This window comes from Croceibacterium soli (assembly GCF_009828065.1).
GTDB lineage: Bacteria > Pseudomonadota > Alphaproteobacteria > Sphingomonadales > Sphingomonadaceae > Croceibacterium_B > Croceibacterium_B soli.
In genome coordinates, this window is the sequence record NZ_WTYK01000001.1 from 546,308 (window position 1) to 571,445 (window position 25,138).

The following is a 25,138-nucleotide window of genomic DNA, read 5'->3' on the forward strand; positions in this document are numbered from 1 at the left end:
GAATCCACATGACAACCAAGCTGCCTTTGCGGGCCGACCATGTCGGTTCGTTTCTCCGTCCCCGGTCGGTAATCGAAGCGCGCGCGCACCGCGCCGCCAACAACATCTCTTACGAAGACCTGCGCGCGATCGAGGACAAGGCGATCGCCGAACTGGTGAAGTGGCAGGAGGACCTCGGCCTCGAGGCGATCACCGACGGCGAGTTCCGCCGCTACTTCTTCCATACCGACTTCCTGCTCCAGCTCTCCGGCGTCGAGGAGCACGGCGGCATCGCCAAGGCGTTCAAGAACGACACCGGGACTGACGTTCACTTCGCTCCGCCGAAGATGGTCGTCTCCGGCAAGATCGAGCATGTGAAGCCGATCCAGCGCGCCGACTACGAGTTCCTGGCGAAGCACGTCACCCGAACCCCGAAAGTGGCCATCCCCAGCCCGACGATGCTGCACTTCCGCGCCGGCCGGGCGGGCATCCCCGAAGACGTCTATCCGACGATGGAGGAGTTCTACGCCGACGTGGCGCAGGCCTACCGTGAAGAAGTGGCGGACCTCGCCGCCGCCGGCTGCCGCTACATCCAGATGGACGACACCAACCTCGCCTATCTGTGCGACGACAGCCACCGTGCCGATGCGGCCGCGCGCGGAGTCGATCCTAATGATACACCGCGTCAGTACGCAAAGTTGATAAACGAAAGCTTCGCCACCGCCCCCGCCGACATGATCAAGGCGATCCACTTGTGCCGCGGCAACTTCCGTTCGAGCTGGGCGGCCGAAGGCGGCTACGAACCGGTCGCCGAGATCATGTTCAACGAGCTCGATATCGACGCGTTCTTCCTCGAATACGACGATCCCCGCTCCGGGGACTTCGCCCCGCTGCGCTTCCTGCCGAAAGGCAAGACGGTCGTGCTCGGCCTCGTCACCACCAAGCTCGGCGACCTCGAAAGCAAGGACGACATCAAGCGCCGCATCGACGAGGCGGCAAAGTTCGCGCCGCTGGAACAGCTCGCCCTCAGCCCGCAATGCGGCTTCGCCAGCACCGTCCACGGCAACGACATCACCACCGAACAGCAGGCAGCCAAGATCCGCCTGGTGGTCGAAGTGGCGGACGAAGTCTGGGGCTAAGCGAAGGGCAGGGCGTACCTGAAAGCCCCCTCCTCTTCAGAGGAGGAGCTTGGGGGTGGTGGAGGCGTCGTACGAACCTCGCCACCACCCTGCTGCGACTAGGCTCGCCTGCGGCTCGCCAAGTCTCGCTACCCCTCCTCTGAAGAGGAGGGGCGACAGGGTCTCACAAGAATCCCCAAACAAAAAAGGCGGCCCCTCGCGGGGCCGCCCTTCCTGTTCCCGTCCCGGGAAACCGATCAGAAAGTCTTCTTCAGGGTGACCGCCCATTCGCGCGGCCGGCCCGGCAGGCCGGTGACGAAGCCGGCGCCGGCGCGGGTGAGGTCGAACAGCGTCAGGAAGTAGTACTTGTCGAACAGGTTGGTGACTTCGAGGCCGATCTGGAGATCGTCTTCCTCGTTGCGCCAGGTCAACCGGCCGTTCGCCACCGTGTAACCCTCGATCAGGTTGGTCGGGCCGTTGACCGGGTTGGTGTAGACCTCGCTCTGGTAAGCCACGTCGACGCGCGGCGTGAGCGAGCCGGCGGAGCCGAGCAGCATCTCGTACTGCGCGCCCACGGACCACTTCCATTCCGGCGTGTAGGTGGAGACCATGCCCGCCTGGATGCCGCTGGCCGGATCGAGCGAGTCCTCGACGTAGTCGAAGTCGGTGTAGCTGGCCGATCCGTCGATCAGGAACCCGGCGGCGGGACGCAGCGAGGCTTCGACCTCGATGCCCTTCACGTGCGCGTCACCGGCATTGGCCGGCAGCGCACAGGGACGGGAAAAGGCGGCGCCGGCCTGGGGGCAGACGCTCAGCGCAAGCTGGATGTCCTTATAGTTGCTGTAGAACCCCGCCACGTTGATCCGCGCGAGGCGGTCGAACAAGTCGCTCTTGAAGCCGACTTCGTAGGACTCCAGCGTCTCCGGGCCGAACGGCAGGACCTGCTGGGCGAAGAACGGACGCGGGTTGATCCCGCCGCCCTTGAAGCCGGTCGACCATTGGGCGTAGACCGAAACGTCCGGAGTGACTTCGTACATGGCGTTGAGGCGGTAATCGACCCGGCTGTTGTCGTAGTTGCCGGTCTGCCCGTTCAGCGCCCCGAGCTGCGGGTGGAGAGCACCTTCGGGCGTCAGGCGCGTGTAGGTGTAGTCCTTGTGCTCGTCGGTGTAGCGCACGCCGGCGGTCAGGGTCAGCGGCTCGATCGGACGCCATGCGACGTGCGCGAAAGCGGCCTTGGTGTCGGCGTTCACGGGATCGTCGCCGATGAACGGCAGCAGCCCGGCATAGCGTAAGTTCTGCGAAGTCGCGTAGACCGAGCGCTGGTCCATGAAGAAGCCGCCGAGCGTGTATTCAAGCGCATCGTCGAGCAGCGTTCCGTTGAGGCGCAGCTCCTGGCTGAACGACCAGAAGGTCAGGTCGCCGCTGCCGAGGCTGTGGGCCAGCGGAGACAGGTCGTCGTCGTTGCTGAACTGCGAGCGGTACTCGCGGTAGGCGCTGATCGAGACGAGCTGCAGCGCATCGGTCAGTTCCCAGTCGACCTGGCCGGAGAGGCCCCAGCCTTCGAAGTCCACCCGCCCGTCGACGGTCGCGAGCGGCTGCCCGTTGTCGGCCAGAGAGTTGTACGTGGCGAAGTTGCAGTACGGTCCGCAGACGAAGCGGCTATCGTAGGGAATATCGGCCGCGAACGGATTGATGTCGAACACACGGGCCGCCGGGTTCGGCGGGTAGGGATAGTTGGGGCTGGCGATCGCGCCGGCGGCATTGCGCCGCAGCAGCAGCACGGAGCCGCCGGTGGTGCGGTTGTCGTCGGTGTAGTCGGCGATGATGTTGACGTCGATGCGGTCGTCGGGCTGCCAGCGCAGCTGCCCGCGCACGGCCTGGTAATTGACCTCGCCCTCGCGCGCGGTGACGCAGTCGGAGTTGGCGGGGAGGATGCGCGGTACGCCGCCGGCGGGGTTCAACGGGCTGCTTCCGGCCGGGTACACGCAGCCGAAGTCCATCCGCTTGATGTAGCCGTCCTGCGACTTGGAGACGCCGGAGATGCGCGTCGAGAGCGTGTCCGTCAGCCCGAAATCGGCGCTGGCGCGAAGGTCCAGCCGGTCGCGGCTACCGTAAGCGGCGCTGACATAGCCGGTGTTGGAGCCGGTGGGCCGCTTAGAATAGAGCTTCACCGCGCCGCCGATCGAGTTGCGGCCGGCGAGCGTACCCTGCGGACCGCGCAGCACTTCGACCCGCTCGAGATCGAGCAGGTCGAACAGCGAGCCGGTGAGCGTCGCGTAATAGACGTCATCGATATAGAGGCCGACACCCGGCTCCAGCGCCGGGTTGAAGTCGTACTGGCCGATGCCGCGGATGCTGGCCGTCATCGATGGGCCGTAGGCGGTGCCTTGCGGCTTCAGCGTCACGGAAGGCGCCTGCGCCGCCACTTCGGCGACATTGGTCTGGCTGCGCGCCTCGAGCATCTCGGACGAGACGGCGGTGATGGCGAGCGGCGTGTCCTGCAGGTTCTGTTCGCGGAACTGCGCGGTGACGACGATTTCCTCGACGCCGCCGGCGTTCGGCGAATTGCCCGGGCCGGGCGAGTTCTGCTCGGCTGCTGCGTCCTGCGCCTGTTCCTGCGCGGCGCCGGTCGAGCTCTGGCCCTCCGGAGCGACCTGGGCGGCGGCGGGGATCGCGGCGAGAGCAGCGGCAAGGGCGCCGAAACTGGCCATGCCTGCGGTAGCGATGCGGTGGGCGTGGCGAAGCTTCGCCATGATCTCTCTCCTGTGCGTGTCATGAACCCGGGCTGCTGCGGGCCCGGCGCGTTCGTAAGTACTGCATACGGTTTCGCGGCAACAAGACCGCACCGGCGAAGGCATGAAAAAACCCGACCGGTGGTGCAGAATGGCTACAGCTCGCCTGATCGGGCGATAGGCGTCAGGGCAGTCGGAACACCGCCCGCGCGTTGTCTTCCATCAGCATCTTCTTGTGTTCGGGGGACAGTTCCATCCGGTCGTATGCGGCGACTTCGTCGGAGCTTTGCTGATAGGGATAGTCCATCGCATAGAGCACGCGCTCCGGCCCGAGCACGTCCATGCAGAACTTGATCGCCGGCTCCCACGCCACGCCGCTGGTGGTGATCCAGATGTTGTTCTTGAAATAGTGGCTCACGGGGTGCTTCAGCTTCACAGGGTCCTGTCCCCCGCGCAGCCCTTGGCGGCCGTCGGCGTTCCCCTGCATCCAGTCGAACCGGTAGAGCTGCAGCGGCATGCATTCGCCCATATGTCCGATGACCAGGCGCAGCTTCGGGAAGCGGTCGAACGCGCCCGAGAAGATCAGCCCCATCGTGTGCAGCCAGACGTCATGCGGGAAGCCGCCCAGAGCGCCGTAAAACCCACGCGTCTCGTAGTGCGGGGCGTTGAACGGCGCGGTCGGGTGGATGTAGAGCGCCGCGTCCATCGCCTCCAGCGCTTCGAGGATCGGGAAGTACTCGCGCTCGTCGATATAGTGGCCCTGGAAGTGCGAGTTGAGCACCGCGCCGTTGAGGCCGAGCGTTCCCACCGCGCGCTCGATCTCCTTCACCGATCCGGCGACGTCGCGCGGGTCGAAGGCGGCGAGGGCGGAGAAGCGGTCGGGGTGATTGCGGCAGGCTTCGGCGGCGATGTCGTTCGCCTCGCGCGCCAGCGGCGTGCCCTCCCCGGGGCGGACGACCTGCACGCCCGGGGCGGTGAGCAGCAGGAGCTGCCGGTCGATGCCGTACTCGTCCATATGGGCGAGCCGCAGGTCGCCCACGTCCTGCAGCATCTGCTGCAAGCTGGGCATGCGCGAGAACATGCCCGCCATCTTCAGCGAATCGTCGCGCGGCGCCTCGCCGCTTTCGAGGTACTCGACCTGGGCCTTGACCAGCGCCGGGAATGTCCACGCTTCTTCGGTGGCGATGCGCTTGTATGGCGCGCTGCGGTCGATCTCCCCCGCCGGCGGGGCAAGCCCGATGCGGGTGCGGAGGCTGTAGTCTTCCTTGCAGTGGCCCTTCAGGCCGAACTCGCTGCCGTCTTCGAGCTTCATGCGTCTCTCCCCAAAGACCGGTGGTAGCCGGTCAGAACATTCCGCTGTCGTTCTTCGCTTGCGCCGGGTCGGGCAGCGGCTGGATCACGTCCCAATGCTCCACCAGATAGCCGCCCTCGATCCTGAAGATGTCGACCACCGCCGCGCCGCGATCGTCGGGCGCCCGCCTGAAGTGGTAGTGTACGGCGACCATCCCGTCCTCGCCGTGGATCACCCGCTTCACGCCGTGGCTCATCCGCGGGTTGCGGGCCATGTGCTCGTCCAGAACGGCGATCGTCCCGTCGCGGCCGTTCGGCGCGTTGGGATCGTGCTGGATGTAGTCCGGGTGGACCCAGGCGCGGAACGCATCGCTCAGCCGGTTCTGGTTGTAGAACACCTCGATGAACCGCTCCGCCACTTCCCGGACGGGGAGGCTCTCTCGGCTCGACGTGTCGAGCGGGTCGAAATCCGTCATGCCGCGGAGCCTCAGGCGCTCTCCTGTCCCGCGACGATGGCGCCGAACTTCGGGTGCGCGAAGTGCATCGGCACGTCGTGGCGGTGGGGCCAGGTCTTGCGGTACTCTTCGGCGGGCAGCAGGCGGTCGGGGCCGACCGGATCTTCCGGATAGAGCTTCTCGGCCGGCTGCAGGTGGCTGGTGGTGTGGGCCCAGCCCTTCTCGTAGTCGCCCTGCCACTGCATCTTGTAGTCGAGCCGCTGGATCTTCCAGACGCCGTTCTCGCGCACGTAATCGTTCTCGTAGATGCCGGCTTCCATGAACTGCTGCGGCATGAAGTCGGGCTTGTGCTCCAGGAAATCGTCGTGCCAGCCGCCGAACAGCATGCCGCGGAAGCGGCCCTTGGCGGTCTGCCGGTCGGGCGCGACGGTGATGATGTCCTGCATCTGGAAGTGGTCGAGCAGCAGCCCGTCCACGGGGCCCGGGCGGCCGCCGGTGAAGCGGTGCTGGATCCAGTCGCCGTAGAGCCGCTTTACGCCGGCCTTGCCGACGTACTCGCCGGACAGGAACACCACCACACCGTCTTCGGCGAACAGGTCGGCGACTTCGTCAGGCAAGTTGAAATCGATGTAGTAGCCGTAGGCCCAGTGAAGCCGGCGGATCGCGTTGGTATCTTCCAGCTCGCCTACGCGATGCTCGAGTTGTTCCAGCCGCGCTTCCAGGTCACTCATTCTCGACTCTCCCGTCATTCTTTGTATGCAACACTAACGATCGATAACGAATTGGCGAGAGGAAATTCGGGACATGAGCAACGTGGATCGGCCCTGGGAAGGGCGTGTGGCTTTCGTCACCGGGGCGGTGACCGGCATCGGACTGGGCGTGGCGCAGGCTTTCGCAGACGCCGGCATGAAGCTGGCGCTGAGCTACCGCAACGAGGACGATCGCGCCGCGACCGCTGCCTGGTTCGACAGCAAGGGCTACGAACAGCCGCTGTTCCTGAAGCTCGACGTGACCGACCGCCGGCGCTTCGCCGAAGTGGCGGACGAGGTCGTGCGGCACTTCGGCGAGGTCCACGTGCTGGTGAACAACGCCGGCGTCAGCGTGTTCGGCCCGACCGACGAGGCGAGCTATGACGATTACGACTGGATCATGGGTGTCAACTTCGGCGGCGTGGTCAACGGCCTCGTCAGCTTCCTGCCGAAGATCAAGGCCAGCACCGGCCGCCGCCATGTGACTAACGTCGCCAGCATGGCCGCCTTCCTCCCGGGGCCGCAGGCGGGCATCTACACCGCCAGCAAGTTCGCCGTGCGCGGGCTGACCGAGAGCTTGCGCTACAACCTCGCGCCGCATGGCATCGGCTGCTCGCTGTGCTGCCCGGCGCTGACCCGGACCAACGCCTGGACCAGTGCCCTGAAGCGGCCCGAAGGCTTCGGCGAAAGCGGCTTCTCCCCGGTGGAGAAATCGGAGCTCGAACAGTTCGGCACCGCGTTCGAGGAAGGCATGGACCCCTACGAGGTCGGCACCAAGATCCTGAACGGCATGACCGGGCAGAAAGGCCTGATCCTCACTCATCCGGAACATGGCCCCGACTTCGAGGAGATGCACGAGAAGCTCATGGCCGCCCTCCCGGTCGAGGAAGCCCCGCCCGGCCGCCTGAAGATCGAACAGCTTCGCCGCGATGCCATGAGTGCTGCGGAGCGCGGCCTCAAGATCCAGCTCGGCGATCTGACTTAGCTGGACCTTCTCTGACGGGCTGTTATCCTTCGCCGAGACATAATGAGGAGGCTAGGATGTGCGAACTGGACCAGTTTAACTCCGCCGGCGGCGGTTTGAACCGCAGGCAATTTACCGCAGTCGGCGCCCTGGCGGCGTTCGCGGCGGCTTGTGCGCCGATGGAGAGCGCCACTGCCCAAGGCAGCCTCACCGAGAACATGGTCAGCTTCGCTGCACCCGGCGGCACGATGGACGCCTTCTTCGTCCACCCGGGGGAGGGCAAGCATCCTGCGGTGATCGTCTGGCCGGATATCGCCGGGCTGCGCGACTCGTTCAAGGTCATGGCCCGCCGGCTGGCATCCGCCGGCTATTCGGTCCTGGTGGTGAATCCTTACTACCGCGACTTGCCCGCTCCGCAGTTCCAGGACTTCGAGGATTTCCGCGCCAATGGCGGCTTCCAGAAGGTCGGCCCGTGGCGGGAGAAGATGAATGCCGACGGGGTGACGGAAACCGCCCGCGCGGTAGTCGGCTGGCTCGACCAGCAGCCCGCGGTCGACACGACCAAGGGCATCGGCAACCAGGGCTACTGCATGGGCGGTCCCTACACCATCTGGACTGCCGCCGCTGTGCCCTCGCGGGTTAAGGCTGGCGCCAGCTTCCACGGCGGCGGCCTGACCGGCGAGGATCCGAAGGCGCCGGTCCACCTGTTCGACGATGTAGCGGATGATGCCCGCTTCCTGATCGCCATCGCCCAGAACGACGACGCGCGGAGTCCGGCCGACAAGGACACCCTGCGCGCAGCGGCAGCCGCGGCCGGCGTTCCGGTGGAGATCGAAGTCTATGCCGGCGATCACGGATGGACCGTGCCGGATTCGCCGGTCTACAGCGAAGCGGCCGCCGAGCGCGCCTGGGGCCGCTTGCTGGCGTTGTACTCGGCGGCGCTTTGAGGCTCTGAGTTGCCGAAACGGGGAGCGACGGCTCGAGTGCCGCCCGGTCCGGCCTGGCGGCCAGCGGTCCCGGATCAAGTCCGGGACGACGCCTTCGCGACTACTGCGTCATCCCGGCGAACGCCGGGATCGCTGGCCGCCTGGTAGAAATTACCCGTACCAGTAAGCCGTGCAGCGCATCTCGATGCTGACGCGCGGCGGCGCGTCCTCGCCGGCGATGGGATTGTCGAACGCGACATGCGGCATCAGCTGCGCGCGAGCGGGATCGCTTTCGCTCGACTTGAATATGATCGCCTCGTCCGGCCGCATGTCCGGGAAGTAGCACCAGCGGTGGACGGGATCGTGCGCCACGACGTAGCTGGCGAAGCGCCACTCGGGCGCGCCGCCGGGCGGGTCGAAGATGGCTTCGGCCTCGATCAGCTCCGGTCCCTTGATGCTCCGCCAGTCGCACAGCGCCAGCGGCACGTCCTGCGGCGGGCCGGAGACCGCGCGCCAGACGTTGTACTGCGCGCTGCGCATCGGGGTGCGGCCCTCCGGCGCGGCCTGGGCGCGGGCCGCTTCCGCCGCTTCGCGGGACATGTCGACGTGGGCGAAGCGCGCCGGGTGCGAATTGTCGGTGCTGCCGGTTTTTCCAGAGCGTTCCGAGTAGCGCAGGATCCCGCCACCGGTGACGACGACTTCGTCCGCCCCGGTGTGGCGCTTCATCAGCTCGACGATCTCGGCAGGGTGCCGGGCGGAGACATCCTCGCGGTCGGTCCAGTCGGCGATTGCCGAGGCGTGTTCCACCAGCAGGAAGCCTTCTTCGTCGAGCGAGGTTGCCCGGCCGCGGACGTCCACGATGTCCATCTCCACCGGCGCCAGCGGGACGTAGTCCTTCTCGTGCGCGTTGGCGTAGTAGTAGGGGCGCCGGCCTTCGTTCTTCACATAGGCGATCGGCGCGCGGACGTCCTTGCTCATGGCCGCTCCTTCAGGCGAATTCCTCGGTATCGATCGTCGGCCTGATCGCATCGTGATAGCGGTGGCCGGCCACGGTGTCGTGGTTGATCAGCCTGCCCGCCTCGTCGAGAACCGCCTGGCTCACGTCGATCTCGGCCGCGTGGTAGTTGTCCGTCAGGTGCTGCGGGTTGGTCGTGCCGGGGATCACATGTACGTTCTCCCCGCGCGAGAGCACCCACTTGAGCGCCAGTTGCGCAGGGGTGACGCCGGCCTGTTTGGCAAGAGCCGCGAACCGTTCGATCAGCGTCAGGTTCTTCGGCCAGTTCTCCGCGTTGAAGCGCGGCATCTTGGTGCGCAGGTCCTGCTCCTCGAGGGTCGAGGGATCCTTGAGCTCGCCGCACAGCGCGCCGCGGCCCACGGGGCTGAAGGCCACGAAGGGGATGCCCAGTTCCTTGCAGGTGTCGAGCACGGCCAGTTCCACGTTGCGGGTCCACAGCGAGTACTCGGTCTGGACGGCGCCGACCGGATGGACGGCGTGGGCTTCACGGATGTGCGGGCTGGACCACTCGGACACGCCGTAGGTGCCGATCTTGCCCGCTTCGATCGCCCGGGTGAACTCGCCGACGGAATCCGCAATCGGGACCTTCGGATCGAAACGGTGCATGTAGTAGAGATCTATGTAGTCGGTCTCGAGCGTTCGCAGGCTGGTTTCGATAGCCGTGCGGATGGTCTCGGGAGAACAATCGACCCCGCGCTTCGGCCCTTCGACAACGATTCCGCACTTGGAGGCGAGGAAGAACGCGTTCCGCCGCCCTTTCAGCGCTTCCGCGATCAGCGCCTCGTTCTTGCCGGCGCCGTAGATGCGCGCGGTGTCGAGGTGGTCGTAGCCGAGGTCGAGTGCCTGGTTGACCAGGGCGACGCAGTCCTCATGGGCCGGCGGCGTTCCGTATGCCCACGAGACGTTCATGCAGCCGAGGCCGACGGGGTGGAGTTCTTTGCCGGCGATCATGCGTGCCATCGTCGAAACTGTCCTTGTTTGCTGGTTGGCCGCGGGCCCGTCCGCGGAAGAGTCGCTCTTCCCCCGGTCGAGCCCGCGCCCCGTGCTCTCCTTAGGAGCCGGTCCTCAGGACCAGCCGTCCTGCGCTTCCAGGCTGGCGGCGAGTTCGCCGATCACGCGGTAGCAGTCGATCACCGAAGCGACCGAGCTGTTCGGCTCGCGCCCTTCGCGGATCGCGGCCACGAACTCGCGGTCCTGCAGCTCGATGCCGTTGTTGGAGACCGCCACGCCGGTCAGGTCGATCGGCTCTTCCTTGCCGGTGACGAGATCGTCGTAGCGAGCGAGGTAGGTGGCGGTGTCGCCGATGTAGCGGAAGAACGTGCCGAGCGGCCCGTCGTTGTTGAACGACAGGGCCAGCGTCAGGATCTGCCCGGCTTCGGTCTTCATCTGGATCGACATGTCCATCGCGATGCCGAGTTCGGAGTGCCGCGGGCCCTGCAGGGCATTGGCGCGGATCACCTTGCTGCCGGTCATGTACTGGAAAATGTCGATCGTATGCGCCGAATGGTGCCACAGCAGGTGGTCGGTCCAGCTGCGCGCTTCGCCCTTGGCGTTCATGTTCTTGCGGCGGAAGAAGAACGTTTCGACGTCCATCGCCTGGATGTTGAACTCGCCGGCGTCGATCCGCTGCTTCACGTACTGGTGGCTCGGGTTGAAGCGGCGGGTGTGGCCGACCATGCACACGAGGCCGGTTTCCTGCTGCTTCTTGAGCACGGCCTGAGCATCGTCCCAGCTGTCCGACAGCGGGATCTCAACCTGGACGTGCTTGCCCGCGTCCATGCAGGCGATCGCCTGTTCGGCGTGCATCTGCGTGGGGGTGCAGAGGATCACCGCATCAACGTCGTCACGTTCCAGCGCTTCGTTCAGATCGGTACCGGAATGGCCCGCGCCGTACTTCGCGGCCACTTCGGCAGCCTGTTCGGCGCGGCGCGAGATGATGGAGGTGATTTCGACACCATCGATGTTCTTGAGGCCGTCGAGGTGCTTTTCGCCAAAGGCGCCGGCGCCGGCGAGTGCGATGCGCATAGTCAGTCCTTTCTTCATGCGGGCGGCGCAGCAAGTGAGAGCGCAGCACCCCAATTCCGTTCGCCCTGAGCTTGTCGAAGGGTCGTTCTTCTTTTCGAGCTTTGCGCCGAAGGAAAAGCGGTCCTTCGACAAGCTCAGGACGAACGGAGTTTTCGTTGTTGCTCTAAGCGTCCACTTGTTCGCGGATCGAGGGCGGCTGCGCACCCACGCCTTCGGGCTGCAGGATCAGCGCGCCGAGCGCGGTGTTCGATGCCGGGATGTGGTAGAAGCGGTAGAGCTCCTCCACCTTGTCCCCCAGCGCGCCGCGCATGATCAGCCACATGACCAGCTCGATGCCTTCCGAACCCGCTTCGCGCAGGTACTGGATGTGCGGCATCTGGCTGAGCGTTTCGGGATCGTTGATCAGCTTGTCGATGAAGTTCAGGTCGAACTCCTTGTTGATCAGGCCGGCGCGCGGTCCCTGGAGCTGGTGGCTCATGCCGCCGGTGCCCCAGACCTGGACGTTGATGTCCTCCGGGAAGCTCTCGATCGCCGCCTTGATGCTGTCGCCGAGATTGAAGCAGCGGCGGCCCGAGGGCGGCGGATAGGTCACGACGTTGACCGGGAACGGGATGACCTTGCACGGCCACTCGGCGGGCTCGCCGAAGACCATGCTGAGCGGCACGGTGCAGCCGTGATCGACATCCATGTGGTTCATGATGGTCATGTCGAAATCGTCGAGGATCAGGCTCTGGGCGATGTGCCAGGCCAGGTCCGGGTGGCCGATGACGTCCGGCACGGGGCGCGGGCCCCAGCCTTCGTCGGCCGGCTTGAAGCTTTCAGCGCAGCCGATCGCGAACGTCGGGATGATGTTCATGTCGAACGCCGATGCGTGGTCATTGTAGACCAGGATCACGACGTCGGGCATGTTCCCGGGCTGCTGGATCCATTCCTTGATCGGCTGGTAGCCCTTGAAGACGGGCCCCCAGTAATCGTTGTCGTGCGTGCCGGTCTGGATCGCGGCGCCGAGCGCGGGGATGTGGCTCGAAGTGATGCCGGCGGTAACGCGGGCCATGTCAGTAACCTCCTTTGATCGAGCGCTGCCCCTGGGGCGAACGGCCGCCCTTGAGCATCATCTCGGCATAATCTTCCTGGGTCATCCCGGTCATCGATCCGGCGGCGAACTGGAAGCTCTTCTTGTCCGTCGAGAAAAGCTTCGACAGGAAATAGATGTTCCCGCCGTGGTCGATCATGCGGTTGTAATCGCGGTCGAGCACGGCCTGCTTGGCTTCCTCGCTGATCGGCCATTCGTCGAGGTAGGCTTTCTCGTCGGCCAGGAAGCGCTCGCGGTTCTCGGCCTTCATCAGGCTCATCGCGAATTGGTTCAGGTGATAGCCCTGGCGTGCTCGCTGCGCGGTGAACACGCGGGTGCCGGGGATGTCGTCGAACTCCGCGAGATACTCGTGGATGTTGATCCGCTCTTTCTTCTTGCCCTTGTCGTCGTCGCTCATTGCTCGTTCCATTCGTATTTCAGCGGTGCTTCGCGAAACGCGAAGCGGTCGATATGCCGTTCGATCACGCCGCGCATGTGCACGTTCCGTGTCCGCTCGCCGGTCACCAGGGTGATGGCGATGCCGTCGGGGCGGGCGGTCATGACCGCGTTCTCGGTTTCGGAAAACGGGAAGGCGCCGACGCGGCTTTCCTGGTCGTAGCTGGTGGCCATTTTGTGGCTCCAGTGGCTGACCAGCTGCTGGATGTACCGCTCCGGCTTCTCGCAATGCGCGAAGCCGTGTGCCGTGGCCGGGGTGGCGCCTTCTTCGCTCACAGCCCTCGTTCCTTCAGGGCCTTGTCCAGCCGCGGATAGACGCGGCGGGCGTTGCCTTCGAAGATCATGTGCTTCTCGTGATCCGAGATGTCGAGCGCGTCGATGTAGCGCTTGGTGTCGTCAAAATAATGACCGGTGGTCGGGTCGATCCCGCGCACCGCGCCGACCATCTCGCTGCCGAACAGAATGTTCTTGTTGTCGATCACGTCGGCCAGCAGGTTGATGCCCGGCTGGTGGTAGACGCAGGTGTCGAAGAACACGTTGTTCATCAGGTGCTGGTCGAGCGAAGGCTGCTTCAGCATGTCGGCCAGACCGCGGTAGCGGCCCCAGTGGAACGGCACCGCGCCGCCGCCGTGCGGGATGATCATCCGCAGGCTTGGGAAGCGGGAGAACAGGTCGCCCTGCAGAAGCTGCATGAAGGCCACGGTGTCGGCGGCGAGGTAGTAACCGCCGGTCGCGTGCATCGCCGGGTTGCAGCTGCCCGAGACGTGGATCATGCCGGGCACGTCCAGTTCGCACATGACTTCGTAGAGCGGGAACCAGTACTCGTCGGTCAGCGGCGGATGGGTGAAGTGCCCGCCGCCCGGATCGGGGTTGAGGTTGCAGCCGATGAAGCCGAGCTCCTCGACGCAGCGGCGCAGCTCCTTGATGCTGGCGCTAAGGTCCGCCTTCGGGCTCTGCGGCAGCATGCAGACGCCGATGAAGGTCTCGGGGAACAGCTTGGTGACGCGGTAGATCAGGTTGTTGCAGTGGAACGCCCATTCCGCGCTGACTTCCTCGTCGCCGATGTGGTGCGACATCGCCGACGCGCGGGGGGAGAAGATCGTCAGGTCCGCGCCGCGTTCCTTGATCAGCTTGAGCTGGTTGGTCTCGATCGTCTCGCGGATCTCGTCATCGGAGATCTCGGGATAGGGCGGAGGCGCCTTGCCTTCCTTGAAGGCCGCCTTCTGGTCCTCGCGCCACTGGTCGTGCGCCTTCGGCAGCACGGTGTAATGGCCATGGCAATCGATGATCAGGCTCATGCGCCCACTTTCCTCTCGTTCCGGTTCTTCGTTGCGGCTGCGCGCTGGAGCTGCACCGTGCCGCGGGTCATCACGGGTTCGACTCCGAGCGCCTGCAGCGTCTTGGCCGATTCTTCCATTTCCGCCGCGCGGCGCAACCCATGAGTGGCCATCCGCTCGCGGTTGTAGGCGACACGTTCGGCCCAGCCGCAAGCTTTCTCGCTGGCGTCGAGCGAGGCCATGACCTCGTCGAACACGCCGGCGGCGTCTGCGGCGGCGGCGCATTCGCTGCTAAGCGCTTCGAGGCCTTTGACCATAACGGAGCGGATCATCTTGATCGCGCTGGCGCGGCCGATTTCTTTACCAACTTCGCGCGTGTGAGCGAAGCCGAGTGCAGTAAGCATTGCCTGGGCGGGGGCGGCGTGGGGGCCGGCCAGGAGCAGCGGCACGGCAAGCGCGGCCGGCTGGACCGGTGCCATGACCGCCACGTCGACGTAGCGGCCGCCGACTGCCTCGACGGCGGCGGCCGCTTCGCGCTTGGTGCCGGGCGCGACCGAGTTCATGTCGCACCAGACCGTGCCTTCGTGCAGCAGGGGGGCGTATTCGCGCGCCGCGGCAAGCGCGGCATCGGCGGTTACGAGGCTGAGCACGATCTCGGCATCGGCGAGGGCTTCCGCCGCGCTCGAAGCCGCTTCCACGCCGCAGGCGGCCATAGCCGCGCGACGCGCCGGCAGGATGTCCCAGCTGCGCGAGCGGCCGTTCCAGGCTCCCGCACGGGCAAAGGTTTCCCCGGCCTCGCCGAAGCCGATCAGCGCCACCCGGAAGGGCGGGAAAGGTGGATTCGCGTCTGACATCCTCTTGGCGTGCCGCTTACAGAATGTATGTATTGCTTACAAGTTTGCGAGAGGCCCTTTGCATGCCCTTGACGCGAGGGCCGGCAGCGGTCCACCGGGCTCTCGCAACAGGCAAGGAGAGTCGAGCAAATGGCAGGCGTCGTCGTCCAGAACATCGAACGCGCGGACAAGGATGTGGTCGAAGCGCTCGGCCGCTGCGGCGTCGCCACGGTGCACGAGTCGCAGGAGCGGACCGGGCTGCTCGCCAGCTACATGCGCCCGATCTACCGCGGCGCCCGCATCGGAGCGAGCGCGGTGACGATCAGCGTGCCCCCGGGCGACAACTACATGGTTCATGCGGCGATTGAGCAGTGCCGCGACGGCGACGTACTGGTGATCGCCCCGACCAGCCCCTGTGAGGACGGCTATTTCGGCGATCTCCTGGCTACGAGCGCCCAGGCGCGCGGCTGCCGCGGGCTGATCATCGACGCCGGCGTGCGCGACGTGCGCGACCTGGAGGAGATGAACTTTCCGGTCTGGTCCAAGCGCATCTTCGCGCAGGGAACGATCAAGGCCTCGCTCGGCAGCGTGAACATCGATGTGGTCTGCGCCGGCGCCTACATCCGCCCGGGGGACGTGATCGTGGCCGACGACGACGGCGTCTGCGTCGTCCGGCGCGAAGATGCCGCGATGGTGCTGGAAAAGGCCCAGGCGCGTGAAGCCAACGAAGGCGAGAAGCGCCAGAAGCTCGCCGACGGCGTGCTCGGCCTCGACATGTACGGCTTCCGCCAGAAACTGACCGACATGGGGCTGAAGTGGATTTGAGCGTGACCCAATCCTTCCCGGGACGGGGAGGGGGACCGCTGCCGAAGGCAGTGGTGGAGGGGGCCCGCGGCCAGGCGCAGCGCGTGGGGAGGGCCCCCTCCACCATGCCGCTCCGCGTCATGGTCCCCCTCCCCGTGCCGGGGAGGATATGATGGATTCAGCACCGGTCATGTGGATGCGCGGGGGGACCTCCAAGGGGGGATACTTCCTCGCTTCGGACCTGCCGGCGGACACCGCGACGCGCGACGCGTTCCTGCTGCGCGTCATGGGCAGCCCGGACCCGCGGCAGATCGACGGCATGGGCGGGGCCGACCCGCTGACCAGCAAAGTCGCCGTGGTGAAGAAGTCGGAGCGGGAAGGGATCGATGTCGATTACCTGTTCCTGCAGGTTTTCGTCGACCAGGCGATCGTCACCGACGCACAGAACTGCGGCAACATCCTGGCCGGCGTGGGCCCGTTCGCGATCGAGCGGGGGCTGGTGGAGGCGAGCGGCGAAGAGACGAGCGTCGCGATCTTCATGGAGAACACCGGGCAGGTCGCCGTCGCCAGCGTGCAAACGCGCGGCGGAGTCCCGACTTACGAAGGCGACGCGCGGATCGACGGTGTGCCGGGCACGCACGCGCCGATCCCGCTCGAGTTCCGCGACACCGCCGGTTCCTCCTGCGGGGCGCTGCTGCCGACCGGCAATGCGGTCGACGTGATCGAGGGCGTGCGCTGCACGCTGATCGACAACGGCATGCCGTGCATCGTCATGAAGGCAGAGGATGTCGGCGCCACCGGCTACGAGCCGCGCGACGAGCTCGACGCCGCCGAGGCGCTGAAGGCCCGGATCGAGGCGATCCGCCTCGCCGCCGGCCCGCTGATGAACCTGGGCGACGTGAAGGACAAATCGGTCCCCAAGATGATGCTCGTCGCTCCGCCGAAGAACGGCGGCGCGGTGACCGTGCGCAGCTTCATCCCGCACCGCGCCCATGCCTCGATCGGCGTGCTCGGCGCGGTCAGCGTGGCGACGGCCTGCCTGGTCGAGGGTTCGCCTGCCGCCGAGGTGGCGGCGATCCCCGAAGGCAGCCGCAAGCTGCTTTCGGTGGAGCACCCGACCGGGGAAATGAGCTGCGTGCTCGAAGTGAACGAAAGCGGCGACGTGGTCAGCGCGGCCCTGCTGCGCACCGCCCGCAAGCTGATGGATGGGGTGGTGTTCGTTTGACGTCGTCCCGGGCCTGACCCGGGACCGCGGGCTGCCAGGTCCGACCAGGATTGCAGCGATCCCGGATCAAGTCCGGGATGACGAGGAAAGAGAATGACCCGGGACCGCGGGCCGCCAGGTCCGACCAGGATTGCAGCGATCCCGAATCAAGTCCGGGATGACGAGGAAAGAAGAATGTCCGAACGTATCGTCAGTTGGCACCAAAACCCCAGCAAGCCGCGCTACACGCCGCCGCCGGGCGCGGTGGACGCGCATTGCCATGTGTTCGGGCCGATGGCCGAATTCCCGTTCAGCCCGAAGGCCAAGTACCTGCCGGAAGACGCCGGCCCCGAGATGCTGTTCGCGCTGCGCGATCACCTGGGTTTCGCGAAGAACGTGATCGTGCAGGCGAGCTGCCACGGCACCGACAACAGCGCCACACTGAACGCCATCGCCCGGTCGAACGGCAAGGCGCGCGGCGTCGCGGTGGTCGATCCGGCGATCTCGGAAGAGGAGCTGGCGAAGCTGCACGAAGGCGGCATGCGCGGCATCCGCTTCAACTTCCTCAAGCGCCTGGTGGACGATGCGCCGAAGGACAAGTTCCTCGAAGTCGCGCGGCGCCTGCCGAAGGGCTGGCACGTGGTGATCTATTTCGAGGCCGACATCCTGGAAGAACTGCGCCCGTTCATGGACGCGATCCCCGTGCCGCTGGTGATCGACCACATGGGCCGCCCGGACGTGATGCAGGGTCCGGACGGCGCCGACATGCGCGCTTTCCGCGCCCTGCTCGACAGCCGGCCGGACATTCACTTCAAGCCGACCTGCCCCGACCGGCTCGACGTCACGGGCGATCCGTGGAACGCCTTCGCCGAAGCCGTCGCGCCGCTGGTCGCGGATTACTCCGACCGCTGCATCTGGGGCACCGACTGGCCGCACCCGAACATGCAGGACAACGTGCCGGACGACGGCCACCTGGTCGACATGATCCCGCGCATCGCGCCGACCGAGGACCTCCAGCGCAAGCTGCTGATCGACAACCCGAACGCGCTCTACTGGGCCGACTGAAGGCAAGGCGGTGGCTGACGAGATCCTCGTCAACGACCGCATGCAGCAAGGCTATCGTTACGTCCGCAGCGCACCGATGGGGCAGGGCTTCGCCGCCGGGTTCGAACCCGAGCTGACCCCGGCGGAAATGCTCGAGCTGGGCGTGTTCTGCGGCAAGTACCTGACCGACTGCCGGGCCGAGTTTCCGGCCGAATGGTTCGCGCAGGCCAAGCTGGCTTCCGGTGCGGCCGACTGCTCGCTCAATTACTACGGTGTGAGGGCGAGCTCGCCGCTCCGCGAGTGGCGGGCGAAAGGCTGGATCCATCCCGACGACCCGCGCGGCTGGTTCCAGTGGTACTGCCGCTACTACTCCGGCCGCCGCCTGCCGGGCGAGGACGAGCGGCAGATCGGCCGCTGGCGCGCCTTCCGCCGCCACGCCGCGCAAGTCCGCCGCTACTGCGAACCGGGCGACCCGTTCTGCCGCCCGAAGCAGCGCCAGGCCCTGCTGCAATGGGCCTACGACAGCCGCGTGCTCTGAGGCCGGCGGAACCGCCGTCTCGTCCATGGGTAGTTACCGCGAGCCCGCCGGGAAAGCTGGGCTGCATCAGGGAGTTTCGTTCTGCCCACATCCTTCATCCGCTGTTCCGTTCCGTTAGCCGCACTCGCTGCGCTGGCCTGCTCCCTTCCGGCGGCCGCGCAAGAGCAGCGCACGCGCATCGCGCTCGGCCCGCAGTTCTATCCCAGCTATCCGGGATCCGACGACTTCGATATCGGCCCGCTGATCGATTACGAGCGCAAGCCGGTGGGCGAGCAGTTCGAGTTCGAGGCGCCCGACGAGAGCTTCGACCTGGCCCTGATCGACCGCAGCGGCTTTTCGTTCGGGCCGGCGCTCAACTGGGAGGGCGCCCGATCGGCCAAGGATGTCGGCACCGCGCTGCCGAAGGTCAAGTTCAGCATCGAGCCGGGGGCGTTCGTCTCCTACCAGGTCAGCGAGGGCTTCCGCCTGCGGGCCGAACTGCGCAAGGCCGTGACCGGGCACAAGGGCATGATCGGCATGGCCGGGGCCGACTTCGTCATGCGCGATCGCGATAACTGGCTGTTTTCCGCCGGTCCGCGCGTCACCTGGAGCGACGACAAGTACCAGGACGCCTGGTTCGGCGTGGCGCCGGAGGATTCCGCGCCCAGCGGCCTGGCTGCTTACGATCCCGGCGGCGGGGTCCAGGCTTACGGGGCGACCGCTTCCTTCCTCAAGGCGCTGTCCCCCCGCTGGGGCGTGCAGACTTATGCCAAGTACGACCGGCTGGTGGGCGATGCGGCGGACTCGCCGATCGTGCGCCAACATGGCTCGCGCGACCAGTTCTCGGGCGGCCTGGCCCTGGCTTACACCTTCGGCAGCGTGGGCCAGTAACGGGCCGCGCCGGCGAATTGGTTTGACTTTCGGCCGCTTCGTCTCCATCTGCCCCCCATCGAAGCGCACAGCAGCGTGAACTGGCGGATGTAATCCGCCCCGGCTGCGTTTCGGTCTTGGGGTCTGTCGAACACTTCGACGGGTGCCTCTTCCCAGAGCTTCCCTTTTCACGCGGGTCGTTCAGAACCCGCCGCAGCGCGCCGTTCTGTGCGCGCGCTGCCGCATATATTGCGAGCTTTCACTATATGACTTTCGAAACACTCGGGCTTTCGCAGCCCGTTCTCCAGGCACTCGCGCTCAAGGGATACGATTCCCCCACGCCGATCCAGGAACAGTCCATTCCGACCGTGCTCACCGGGCGCGACCTGCTGGGCATCGCCCAGACCGGCACCGGCAAGACCGCGGCGTTCATGCTGCCGTCGATCGATCGCCTGATCGCTTCCGACCAGCGCCCGCGGCCGCGTTCGTGCCGCATGCTGGTGCTGGCGCCGACCCGCGAGCTGGCCGGCCAGATCGCCGAAAGCGCGGGCGACTATGCCCGCTTCGCGCACCTCAAGGTGGTCAGCGTGTTCGGCGGCACTTCGGTCAACCGTAACCGCCAGGAACTGGCGCGCGGCGTCGACATCCTCGTCGCCACGCCCGGCCGCCTGGTCGACCTGGCTGACCAGAAGGCGCTCGATCTCGGTTCGGTCGAGATCCTCGTCCTCGACGAGGCCGACCAGATGCTCGACCTCGGCTTCATCCACGCGCTGCGCCAGATCGTGAAGATGCTCCCGGCCAAGCGCCAGACGCTGTTCTTCTCGGCCACGATGCCGAAGGCGATCCGCCAGCTGGCCGACCAGTACCTGACCAACCCGGCGCAGGTCTCGGTCGCACCGGCCTCGACGACGGCGGAACGGGTCGAGCAGCAGGTCGCGTTCTGCAACGCCGGCGAAAAGCAGGCGCTGCTGACGATCATGCTGCGCGACGGTTTCGCCTCCAAGGCGATGGACCGCGTGCTTGTCTTCGCCCGCACCAAGCACGGTGCGGACAAAGTCGTGAAGAAGCTCGTCGCCTCGGGCATCAAGGCTAATGCGATCCACGGCAACAAGAGCCAGCCGCAGCGCGAGCGGGCTCTCAACGAGTTCCGTGACGGCAAAGTGCGCGTGCTGATCGCCACCGACATCGCCGCGCGCGGGATCGACGTCTCCGGCGTCAGCCACGTGATCAACTACGAGCTGCCGAACGTGGCGGAGCAGTATGTCCACCGCATCGGCCGCACCGCGCGTGCCGGCGCGGCGGGGATCGCGATTTCGTTCTGCGCGCCGGACGAGAAGGCTTACCTGCGCGACATCTGGAAGCTGACCAAGGCGTCGCTCGAAGAGATCGCGCTCCCGGAAGGGCTCGCCGCGGAGGCCGTCAAGGTCAACGCCAAGGGCCCCGAGCCGACCCGTGCGGAACGCGAAGAGCGTGCCTACGACCAGCAGCGCCGCCGGTTCCCGCGCAAGCAGACCACTGCCCGCGTGACCCCGCGCGGCGATGGCGCGAACCGTTCGGCGGGCGGCGGAAAGCCGGGTGGCGGCGGCAACCGCGGCCGGGTGAACCGCGCGCGCACGGCGGTCTGAGCCGCGATTGACTGGCGAAAGTCCTCCCCCTGAAAAGCGGGAGGATTTTTCGTTTTGGGCACGCAAAGGCGCTAAGAGGGCCTTGGTGCGCTGTGGCCTTGTGGGCTCACACGAAGGCACGAAGACACGAAGGTGTTGTGCCGGGGCTTTGCGCTTTTGCGGCTTTGCGTGAGATCCAATCTTCCCCCTGGTGGGCAAGGCGCGTTGTCGCCCGCTCCGCGCGTGTGGCGGGATGGATCCTGAAACAAGTTCAGGATGACGGAAATAAACTGAGGATGGCGGGTTTTGGGGTTTCCTCCACCCCCCATGTCACCCTGAACTTGTTTCAGGGTCCATTCGGCAGCACGCTCGGGCGTCTGCTGCACAGGTGCCTGGGCGCCTACTTCTCCGGCGGGCGGCCCAGGGCGCGGCGGCGCCATCGTCTCCAGGTGTAGCCGCAGCCGCACACGGCGCAGCCTATGCCGAAGGCCACTCCGCCGACGATCAGCGCAGCGAAGCCGACGGCGCTGGTGATGCCGAGCAGGAATTGCCAGAAGAATTCGATGACCGATCGCACTGCGCGCTTTGCCTCCTCTCCGTAGCCATAGCGCGCGAAGGCGCGATACTTTCCCGGGGTTGGCGCAATTGTCCGCTGCGTGCCGCAGGCCATACCAGTTGTGCGGCCGATGTGGAACTCCAGCGCCGCTCGGGCGCTCCCGTCATACGGCTGGAGAGGCGCGAGGCGTCGCTGCCGGAACGAACAGGAGCGAGACCAGATGAAGACGTTCGTAACAGCGGCGCTGCTGCCCGCGGTGCTGGCCCTTGGCGCGTGCGGCGGAGACAACACGGCAGAAGAAGCGGCGGATGCCACGGACACCAGTTACGATACGGGTGCGGTAGACGAGTCCGGCGCGACGATGGTCTCCCCGACGGACACGACCGGTGCGGCCGGCGCGGGCGCGGACACCGGCGCCGCTGCGGGCGGCAGGGCCGGCGAACCGGCGGCCGAGGTGGTCGGGGGCGAGACCGGCTCTACCGACGAGACCGGCACTACCGAATAAACGAAAACGGGGCGCGTTGCCGCGCCCCCGCCTTGTCTCGCAAATCCGAGGCGTTCAGCCTTCGAGCGTCATCCGCACGAAATCGACCGTCTGCCGGGTGGCTGCGGCGAATTCGGTGGCGGTCGCCTGGAACGCGCCGAAGTGCGCGAACTCGTCCGGCCACATGCCGTCGAACTCGTAAGCCTGGCGGAAGCTCGGCAGCTTCATCAGCTTCTCGATGCTGGCCTTGTTCGGCTCGCGCTCGATCGCCTTCGGGTCGAACGCGCCGAGCTCCTCGTCGGAGGCCATCAGCTGGGCGATGTAGCTTGGCGGGCAGGTGTAGACCATGTCGCTGCCGGCGAAGTCCTGGATGTGGCGGCTGACCAGCTGGCCGGTCCGCTCGTCCTTCTCCACCCGCATCGAGCACTGCAGCATCTTGGACGGGTGGTTGTTGTCCTTCCCCCACCAGTATGCGCGCTTGAGCACGGCTTCCTCGCCGTCGCGGATTTCCGGCATGGAGAGGTCGATGCCGCGGGCCTTGGCCTCCGTCGCCCAGTCGCTGAGCTGGCCGAGCCGGCTCGACATGTGGGTGATGACCGAGCGCCAGTTGGACAGGTCCACGCCGGCGGCCTTGGCGCGCTGGAGGCCGGCGGTGACCGCGGCCATGCAGCGCATGTACTGCGGCACGGTGAAGCTGGTGGTGTTGTTGGTGCTGATGCCGCGCGCGGTCAACTCCTCGAGGACCTCGTAGCCTTCCTTGGAGCCTGGCAGCTTGACCATGACGTTCGTGCCCTGGGCGGCGATCGTCAGGCCCATGGCCAGCATCTTCTCGCCGTCGCGGACGAAGCGCGGATCGACCTGGCCCGAAAGGAAGCCGTACTTGCCGCCGGACTTGTCGTAGACCGGGCGGATCGCGTCGGCGCCACGCTTCACGAGGTCGAGGTACATCGCCCAGTAGACGCCTTCGACGTCCAGCCCGGGGTTCGCCTGTGCGACCTTGCGGATCTCGGCGGCCCAGAGCTCGGGTGCCAGCTTGATCGCCTGCAGCGACAGCGGCGGGTTGGTGGTGACGCCGCGGAAGCCCATCGTGCCCTGCGACCTGATGGTCTCGTCGTCGTAGAGGCGGGTGAGCTGCTGCTCCCAATCGGCGCGCTTGCCCTCCGGCGCCTTGGCGAGCGTTTCTTCCTTCCAGCTCGGGAAGATCAGCGGAGAGCTGTCCCACCAGATTTCGGAGTCGGGATTGGTAGCGGCAAGGCGCTCGAGGATGTTGTCGGTCATGGGCGCCCCATGCCTCTTCGCAGGGGGCGAGGTCCAGCCCAATTTGTCGCGAGGCGGGCAAAGCAGAACTTGGCCCGCCCCGGACGCTCGCTGTTACTGCGGCGTGGAGTCCATCTCGTCGGCCATGTCCTCGAGCTGATCCTTGGTTTCCTCGCCTTCCTGGCGCATCGCGTCGGCGCGGCCTTCGGCGGCTTCTTCCTGCGGCCCGCCGGCGGCCATCGACTCTTCCAGATCGGCGTCGGCTTCATAGGCTTCGTCGAGCGCCGTGGCCTGCTGCTCGACTTCGTTCTCCGCCTTGCTGTCGCAAGCGGAAAGCGCGAGCCCGAGAGCGGCCATGCCCGTGAGGGCGGAAGTTCTGGCAAGTACGTGCATGCAAATAGTCCCCTTCTTCGGCCGCACCTGCGGCCATCGCTGTGTTCAACTCGCGAGAGCGGGCTGTGGTTTCCGGTGGCGCTGATGGGGCGCCGGAGTGCCCTGCTGCGTGCTTGCTTATTTGCGCACGCAGAGGCGCAGAGGCGCGGAGGAAGTTGCACTGCTTTTCCCGCGTTCCGCGAAGCGGCTTTGAACTCCGCTTCGCGGATTGAGTTCCGCCGAAGCGGCGGGGGACTCTCCGCGCCTCCGCGCCTCTGCGCGCGCCTAAACGAGGCGAGCGCCGCGGCCCCTATCAGCCCCCCGGCCCAGCGGGGTGCTGATAGGCGACGTTGCGGCTCTTGATCAGCCACTTGCCATCCACCCGCACGACGTCGTCCAGGCCGCGGCCAACCGAGGCGACGTTCGGCGGGGGGGTCAGGCCGTTTCCGAACACGGTCATGTGGTAGTAGTACACGCGGGCGTGGTCGGGCGTGACGAACTCGACGTTCATGTTCGACATGACGTGGTGCATGTTGCCGATCGTGGCGCCGCCGGCGCGGCGCTCGTCCTGGCTCTTCTTGAGATCGACGACCATCTGCCGCAGCGTCGCGCGGCCTTTGGTGCCGAGGAACGCGCCGTCTTCGGTGAAGGTGGCGGCATAAGCATCGGGGTTCCAGCCGTCGATCGCCTCGACATAGTCCCACATGAGCTGCTCGATCGCCGCCCGGTCCGCGGCTTCCCGCAGGACTTGCGCGGCGACGCCGCTGTCCTGTGCAAGGGCCGGACCGGGCGATGCGAGGAGCAGCAGCGCGCCGAACGCGGCCGCGCCGGCGCGGATCACCCGCGTTCTCCGGCGGGCGGGGTCTGGACCGGGGGCAGCGTGGCGGGATCCCAATGCTCGTCGGCCTTGCCGTCGACGAAGCGCCAGGTGTCGAACCAGGTCGTGGTGTAAGTCTCGCCTTCGATCCCTGGCACCGGCAGTTCGCGTTGCATCAGCACGGTGACGAAATCGCCTTCCGCCTGCACCGCGACGACCGGGGTCGTCAGCCTGTCGCACGTCGGCGTCGGCTGGCGCTTGGCGATGTTGACGAAGTAGTTGATCACGCCTTCGAGGCCGGATGCCGCCAGCGGGTTGTGCTGGATGTAGCGGTCGGTCAGCCACTCGCCGGCGCGACTCCACTGGTTGCACTGGAGCAGCTCGCGCATGATGTGCAGCGCCGCCTGCTTGTTGCGGTGGAGCTGCGGGTCGGCGCTCGTGAAGAGCGATTCTGGGTCCGGATGGGCGACGACGGGGTCGCTCAGCGGGCGCATCTGCGCGGCCGCCGGCAGCGGCGCGGCCAGGGCCAGCATCGTGGCGGCTGCGGTGACCAGAGCAAGCGTTCGTTTCATCGGTGAAGTCCCCTCGGTTGTTATCTTGGGCGCATCTCGCGGAGGCGCTTTCGCCCGAATGATGCACGGTTCGCTGACTTTGTCCATCGGGGCCGAGGCGGAAAACCTTGTGCATCGCAGCGTAATCGCTATGTGCGCGGCGGAAA

27 protein-coding genes are annotated in these 25,138 nt (G+C 66.5%); 10 read left to right on the forward strand and 17 right to left on the reverse strand.

Features of this window, described 5'->3' with window-relative positions; genetic code table 11:
- The first annotated feature begins 8 nt into the window (after positions 1-8).
- Positions 9-1,118 carry a 5-methyltetrahydropteroyltriglutamate--homocysteine S-methyltransferase gene (locus tag GRI75_RS02585; protein WP_160745355.1) on the forward strand — a complete coding sequence of 370 codons (1,110 nt, stop codon included), beginning with the start codon at positions 9-11 and terminating at the stop codon, positions 1,116-1,118.
- A 236-nt stretch (positions 1,119-1,354) separates the two neighbouring features.
- Here the strand turns inward: GRI75_RS02585 and GRI75_RS02590 are convergent, their stop codons facing one another.
- The 4 genes from GRI75_RS02590 to GRI75_RS02605 form a co-directional block, all read right to left on the reverse strand.
- Complete coding sequence (locus tag GRI75_RS02590; protein ID WP_235911126.1) at positions 1,355-3,850, reverse strand: TonB-dependent receptor; 2,496 nt, start codon at positions 3,848-3,850, stop codon at positions 1,355-1,357.
- 163 nt (positions 3,851-4,013) lie between these two features.
- Positions 4,014-5,141, reverse strand: a complete 1,128-nt coding sequence (locus GRI75_RS02595; protein WP_160745356.1) for an amidohydrolase family protein — start codon at positions 5,139-5,141, stop codon at positions 4,014-4,016.
- 31 nt (positions 5,142-5,172) lie between these two features.
- Positions 5,173-5,595: a nuclear transport factor 2 family protein gene (locus tag GRI75_RS02600; protein ID WP_160745357.1), complete on the reverse strand. Its 423-nt coding sequence runs from the start codon at positions 5,593-5,595 to the stop codon at positions 5,173-5,175.
- An 11-nt stretch (positions 5,596-5,606) separates the two neighbouring features.
- Positions 5,607-6,305 (reverse strand): nuclear transport factor 2 family protein, encoded by a 699-nt coding sequence (locus GRI75_RS02605; protein ID WP_160745358.1) that lies wholly within the window; start codon positions 6,303-6,305, stop codon positions 5,607-5,609.
- Between the two features lie 73 nt (positions 6,306-6,378).
- On the opposite strand from GRI75_RS02605, the gene GRI75_RS02610 reads away from it, so the two are divergent.
- Positions 6,379-7,308 (forward strand): SDR family NAD(P)-dependent oxidoreductase, encoded by a 930-nt coding sequence (locus GRI75_RS02610; protein ID WP_160745359.1) that lies wholly within the window; start codon positions 6,379-6,381, stop codon positions 7,306-7,308.
- Positions 7,309-7,364: 56 nt separating this feature from the next.
- A complete protein-coding gene (locus tag GRI75_RS02615) occupies positions 7,365-8,234 on the forward strand; it encodes a dienelactone hydrolase family protein (RefSeq protein WP_160745360.1) in 870 nt (289 codons plus the stop codon).
- A gap of 150 nt (positions 8,235-8,384) precedes the next feature.
- Here GRI75_RS02615 and GRI75_RS02620 read toward each other — a convergent pair whose 3' ends face one another.
- The 8 genes from GRI75_RS02620 to GRI75_RS02655 all read right to left on the reverse strand — a co-directional run bounded on the left by GRI75_RS02620 (position 8,385) and on the right by GRI75_RS02655 (position 14,912).
- Positions 8,385-9,191: a CmcJ/NvfI family oxidoreductase gene (locus GRI75_RS02620; RefSeq protein ID WP_160745361.1), complete on the reverse strand. Its 807-nt coding sequence runs from the start codon at positions 9,189-9,191 to the stop codon at positions 8,385-8,387.
- 10 nt (positions 9,192-9,201) lie between these two features.
- Entirely contained in the window at positions 9,202-10,188 is a 987-nt protein-coding gene (locus GRI75_RS02625; protein WP_160745362.1) for an aldo/keto reductase, read from the reverse strand.
- A gap of 105 nt (positions 10,189-10,293) precedes the next feature.
- Complete coding sequence (locus GRI75_RS02630) at positions 10,294-11,253, reverse strand: Gfo/Idh/MocA family oxidoreductase (RefSeq protein WP_160745363.1); 960 nt, start codon at positions 11,251-11,253, stop codon at positions 10,294-10,296.
- A gap of 163 nt (positions 11,254-11,416) precedes the next feature.
- On the reverse strand, positions 11,417-12,307 hold the full coding sequence (locus GRI75_RS02635; RefSeq protein ID WP_160745364.1) for a class III extradiol dioxygenase subunit beta: 891 nt from the start codon (positions 12,305-12,307) through the stop codon (positions 11,417-11,419).
- Position 12,308: 1 nt separating this feature from the next.
- Positions 12,309-12,743: a protocatechuate 4,5-dioxygenase subunit alpha gene (ligA, locus tag GRI75_RS02640; protein ID WP_160745365.1), complete on the reverse strand. Its 435-nt coding sequence runs from the start codon at positions 12,741-12,743 to the stop codon at positions 12,309-12,311.
- Positions 12,740-13,057 carry a DUF2218 domain-containing protein gene (locus GRI75_RS02645; RefSeq protein ID WP_160745366.1) on the reverse strand — a complete coding sequence of 106 codons (318 nt, stop codon included), beginning with the start codon at positions 13,055-13,057 and terminating at the stop codon, positions 12,740-12,742. Before GRI75_RS02645 ends, ligA begins: the two co-directional genes overlap by 4 nt.
- A complete protein-coding gene (locus GRI75_RS02650; protein ID WP_160745367.1) occupies positions 13,054-14,079 on the reverse strand; it encodes an amidohydrolase family protein in 1,026 nt (341 codons plus the stop codon). The genes GRI75_RS02645 and GRI75_RS02650 overlap by 4 nt, the downstream gene beginning before the upstream one ends.
- Complete coding sequence (locus GRI75_RS02655; protein ID WP_160745368.1) at positions 14,076-14,912, reverse strand: DUF1932 domain-containing protein; 837 nt, start codon at positions 14,910-14,912, stop codon at positions 14,076-14,078. Before GRI75_RS02655 ends, GRI75_RS02650 begins: the two co-directional genes overlap by 4 nt.
- Before the next feature lie 129 nt (positions 14,913-15,041).
- Between GRI75_RS02655 and ligK the strand changes: the two genes are divergently transcribed.
- From ligK to GRI75_RS02685, 6 genes are all read left to right on the forward strand, one after another.
- Positions 15,042-15,716: a 4-carboxy-4-hydroxy-2-oxoadipate aldolase/oxaloacetate decarboxylase gene (ligK, locus tag GRI75_RS02660; RefSeq protein ID WP_160745369.1), complete on the forward strand. Its 675-nt coding sequence runs from the start codon at positions 15,042-15,044 to the stop codon at positions 15,714-15,716.
- A 148-nt stretch (positions 15,717-15,864) separates the two neighbouring features.
- Complete coding sequence (locus GRI75_RS02665) at positions 15,865-16,920, forward strand: 4-oxalomesaconate tautomerase (protein WP_160745370.1); 1,056 nt, start codon at positions 15,865-15,867, stop codon at positions 16,918-16,920.
- Between the two features lie 174 nt (positions 16,921-17,094).
- On the forward strand, positions 17,095-17,964 hold the full coding sequence (locus tag GRI75_RS02670; RefSeq protein WP_160745371.1) for an amidohydrolase family protein: 870 nt from the start codon (positions 17,095-17,097) through the stop codon (positions 17,962-17,964).
- Between the two features lie 10 nt (positions 17,965-17,974).
- On the forward strand, positions 17,975-18,481 hold the full coding sequence (locus tag GRI75_RS02675; protein WP_202389532.1) for a hypothetical protein: 507 nt from the start codon (positions 17,975-17,977) through the stop codon (positions 18,479-18,481).
- Between the two features lie 177 nt (positions 18,482-18,658).
- Positions 18,659-19,351, forward strand: coding sequence for a MipA/OmpV family protein (locus GRI75_RS02680; protein WP_328597918.1), 693 nt, complete (start codon positions 18,659-18,661; stop codon positions 19,349-19,351).
- A gap of 245 nt (positions 19,352-19,596) precedes the next feature.
- Positions 19,597-20,955: a DEAD/DEAH box helicase gene (locus tag GRI75_RS02685; protein ID WP_160745372.1), complete on the forward strand. Its 1,359-nt coding sequence runs from the start codon at positions 19,597-19,599 to the stop codon at positions 20,953-20,955.
- A gap of 379 nt (positions 20,956-21,334) precedes the next feature.
- On the opposite strand, the gene GRI75_RS02690 is transcribed toward GRI75_RS02685, so the two are convergent.
- Positions 21,335-21,511: a hypothetical protein gene (locus GRI75_RS02690; protein WP_160745373.1), complete on the reverse strand. Its 177-nt coding sequence runs from the start codon at positions 21,509-21,511 to the stop codon at positions 21,335-21,337.
- Between the two features lie 199 nt (positions 21,512-21,710).
- Here GRI75_RS02690 and GRI75_RS02695 point away from each other — a divergent pair, with 199 nt between their 5' ends.
- Entirely contained in the window at positions 21,711-21,995 is a 285-nt protein-coding gene (locus tag GRI75_RS02695) for a hypothetical protein (RefSeq protein WP_160745374.1), read from the forward strand.
- Positions 21,996-22,049: 54 nt separating this feature from the next.
- Here GRI75_RS02695 and GRI75_RS02700 read toward each other — a convergent pair whose 3' ends face one another.
- From GRI75_RS02700 to GRI75_RS02715, 4 genes are all read right to left on the reverse strand, one after another.
- Positions 22,050-23,252, reverse strand: a complete 1,203-nt coding sequence (locus tag GRI75_RS02700) for a transaldolase family protein (protein ID WP_160745375.1) — start codon at positions 23,250-23,252, stop codon at positions 22,050-22,052.
- 93 nt (positions 23,253-23,345) lie between these two features.
- A complete protein-coding gene (locus GRI75_RS02705) occupies positions 23,346-23,624 on the reverse strand; it encodes a hypothetical protein (RefSeq protein ID WP_160745376.1) in 279 nt (92 codons plus the stop codon).
- A 292-nt stretch (positions 23,625-23,916) separates the two neighbouring features.
- The gene (locus GRI75_RS02710; protein WP_160745377.1) at positions 23,917-24,444 is read right to left on the reverse strand and encodes a nuclear transport factor 2 family protein; all 528 of its coding nucleotides are present in this window, start codon (positions 24,442-24,444) and stop codon (positions 23,917-23,919) included.
- On the reverse strand, positions 24,441-24,992 hold the full coding sequence (locus GRI75_RS02715) for a nuclear transport factor 2 family protein (protein ID WP_160745378.1): 552 nt from the start codon (positions 24,990-24,992) through the stop codon (positions 24,441-24,443). Before GRI75_RS02715 ends, GRI75_RS02710 begins: the two co-directional genes overlap by 4 nt.
- Positions 24,993-25,138 lie beyond the last annotated feature (146 nt).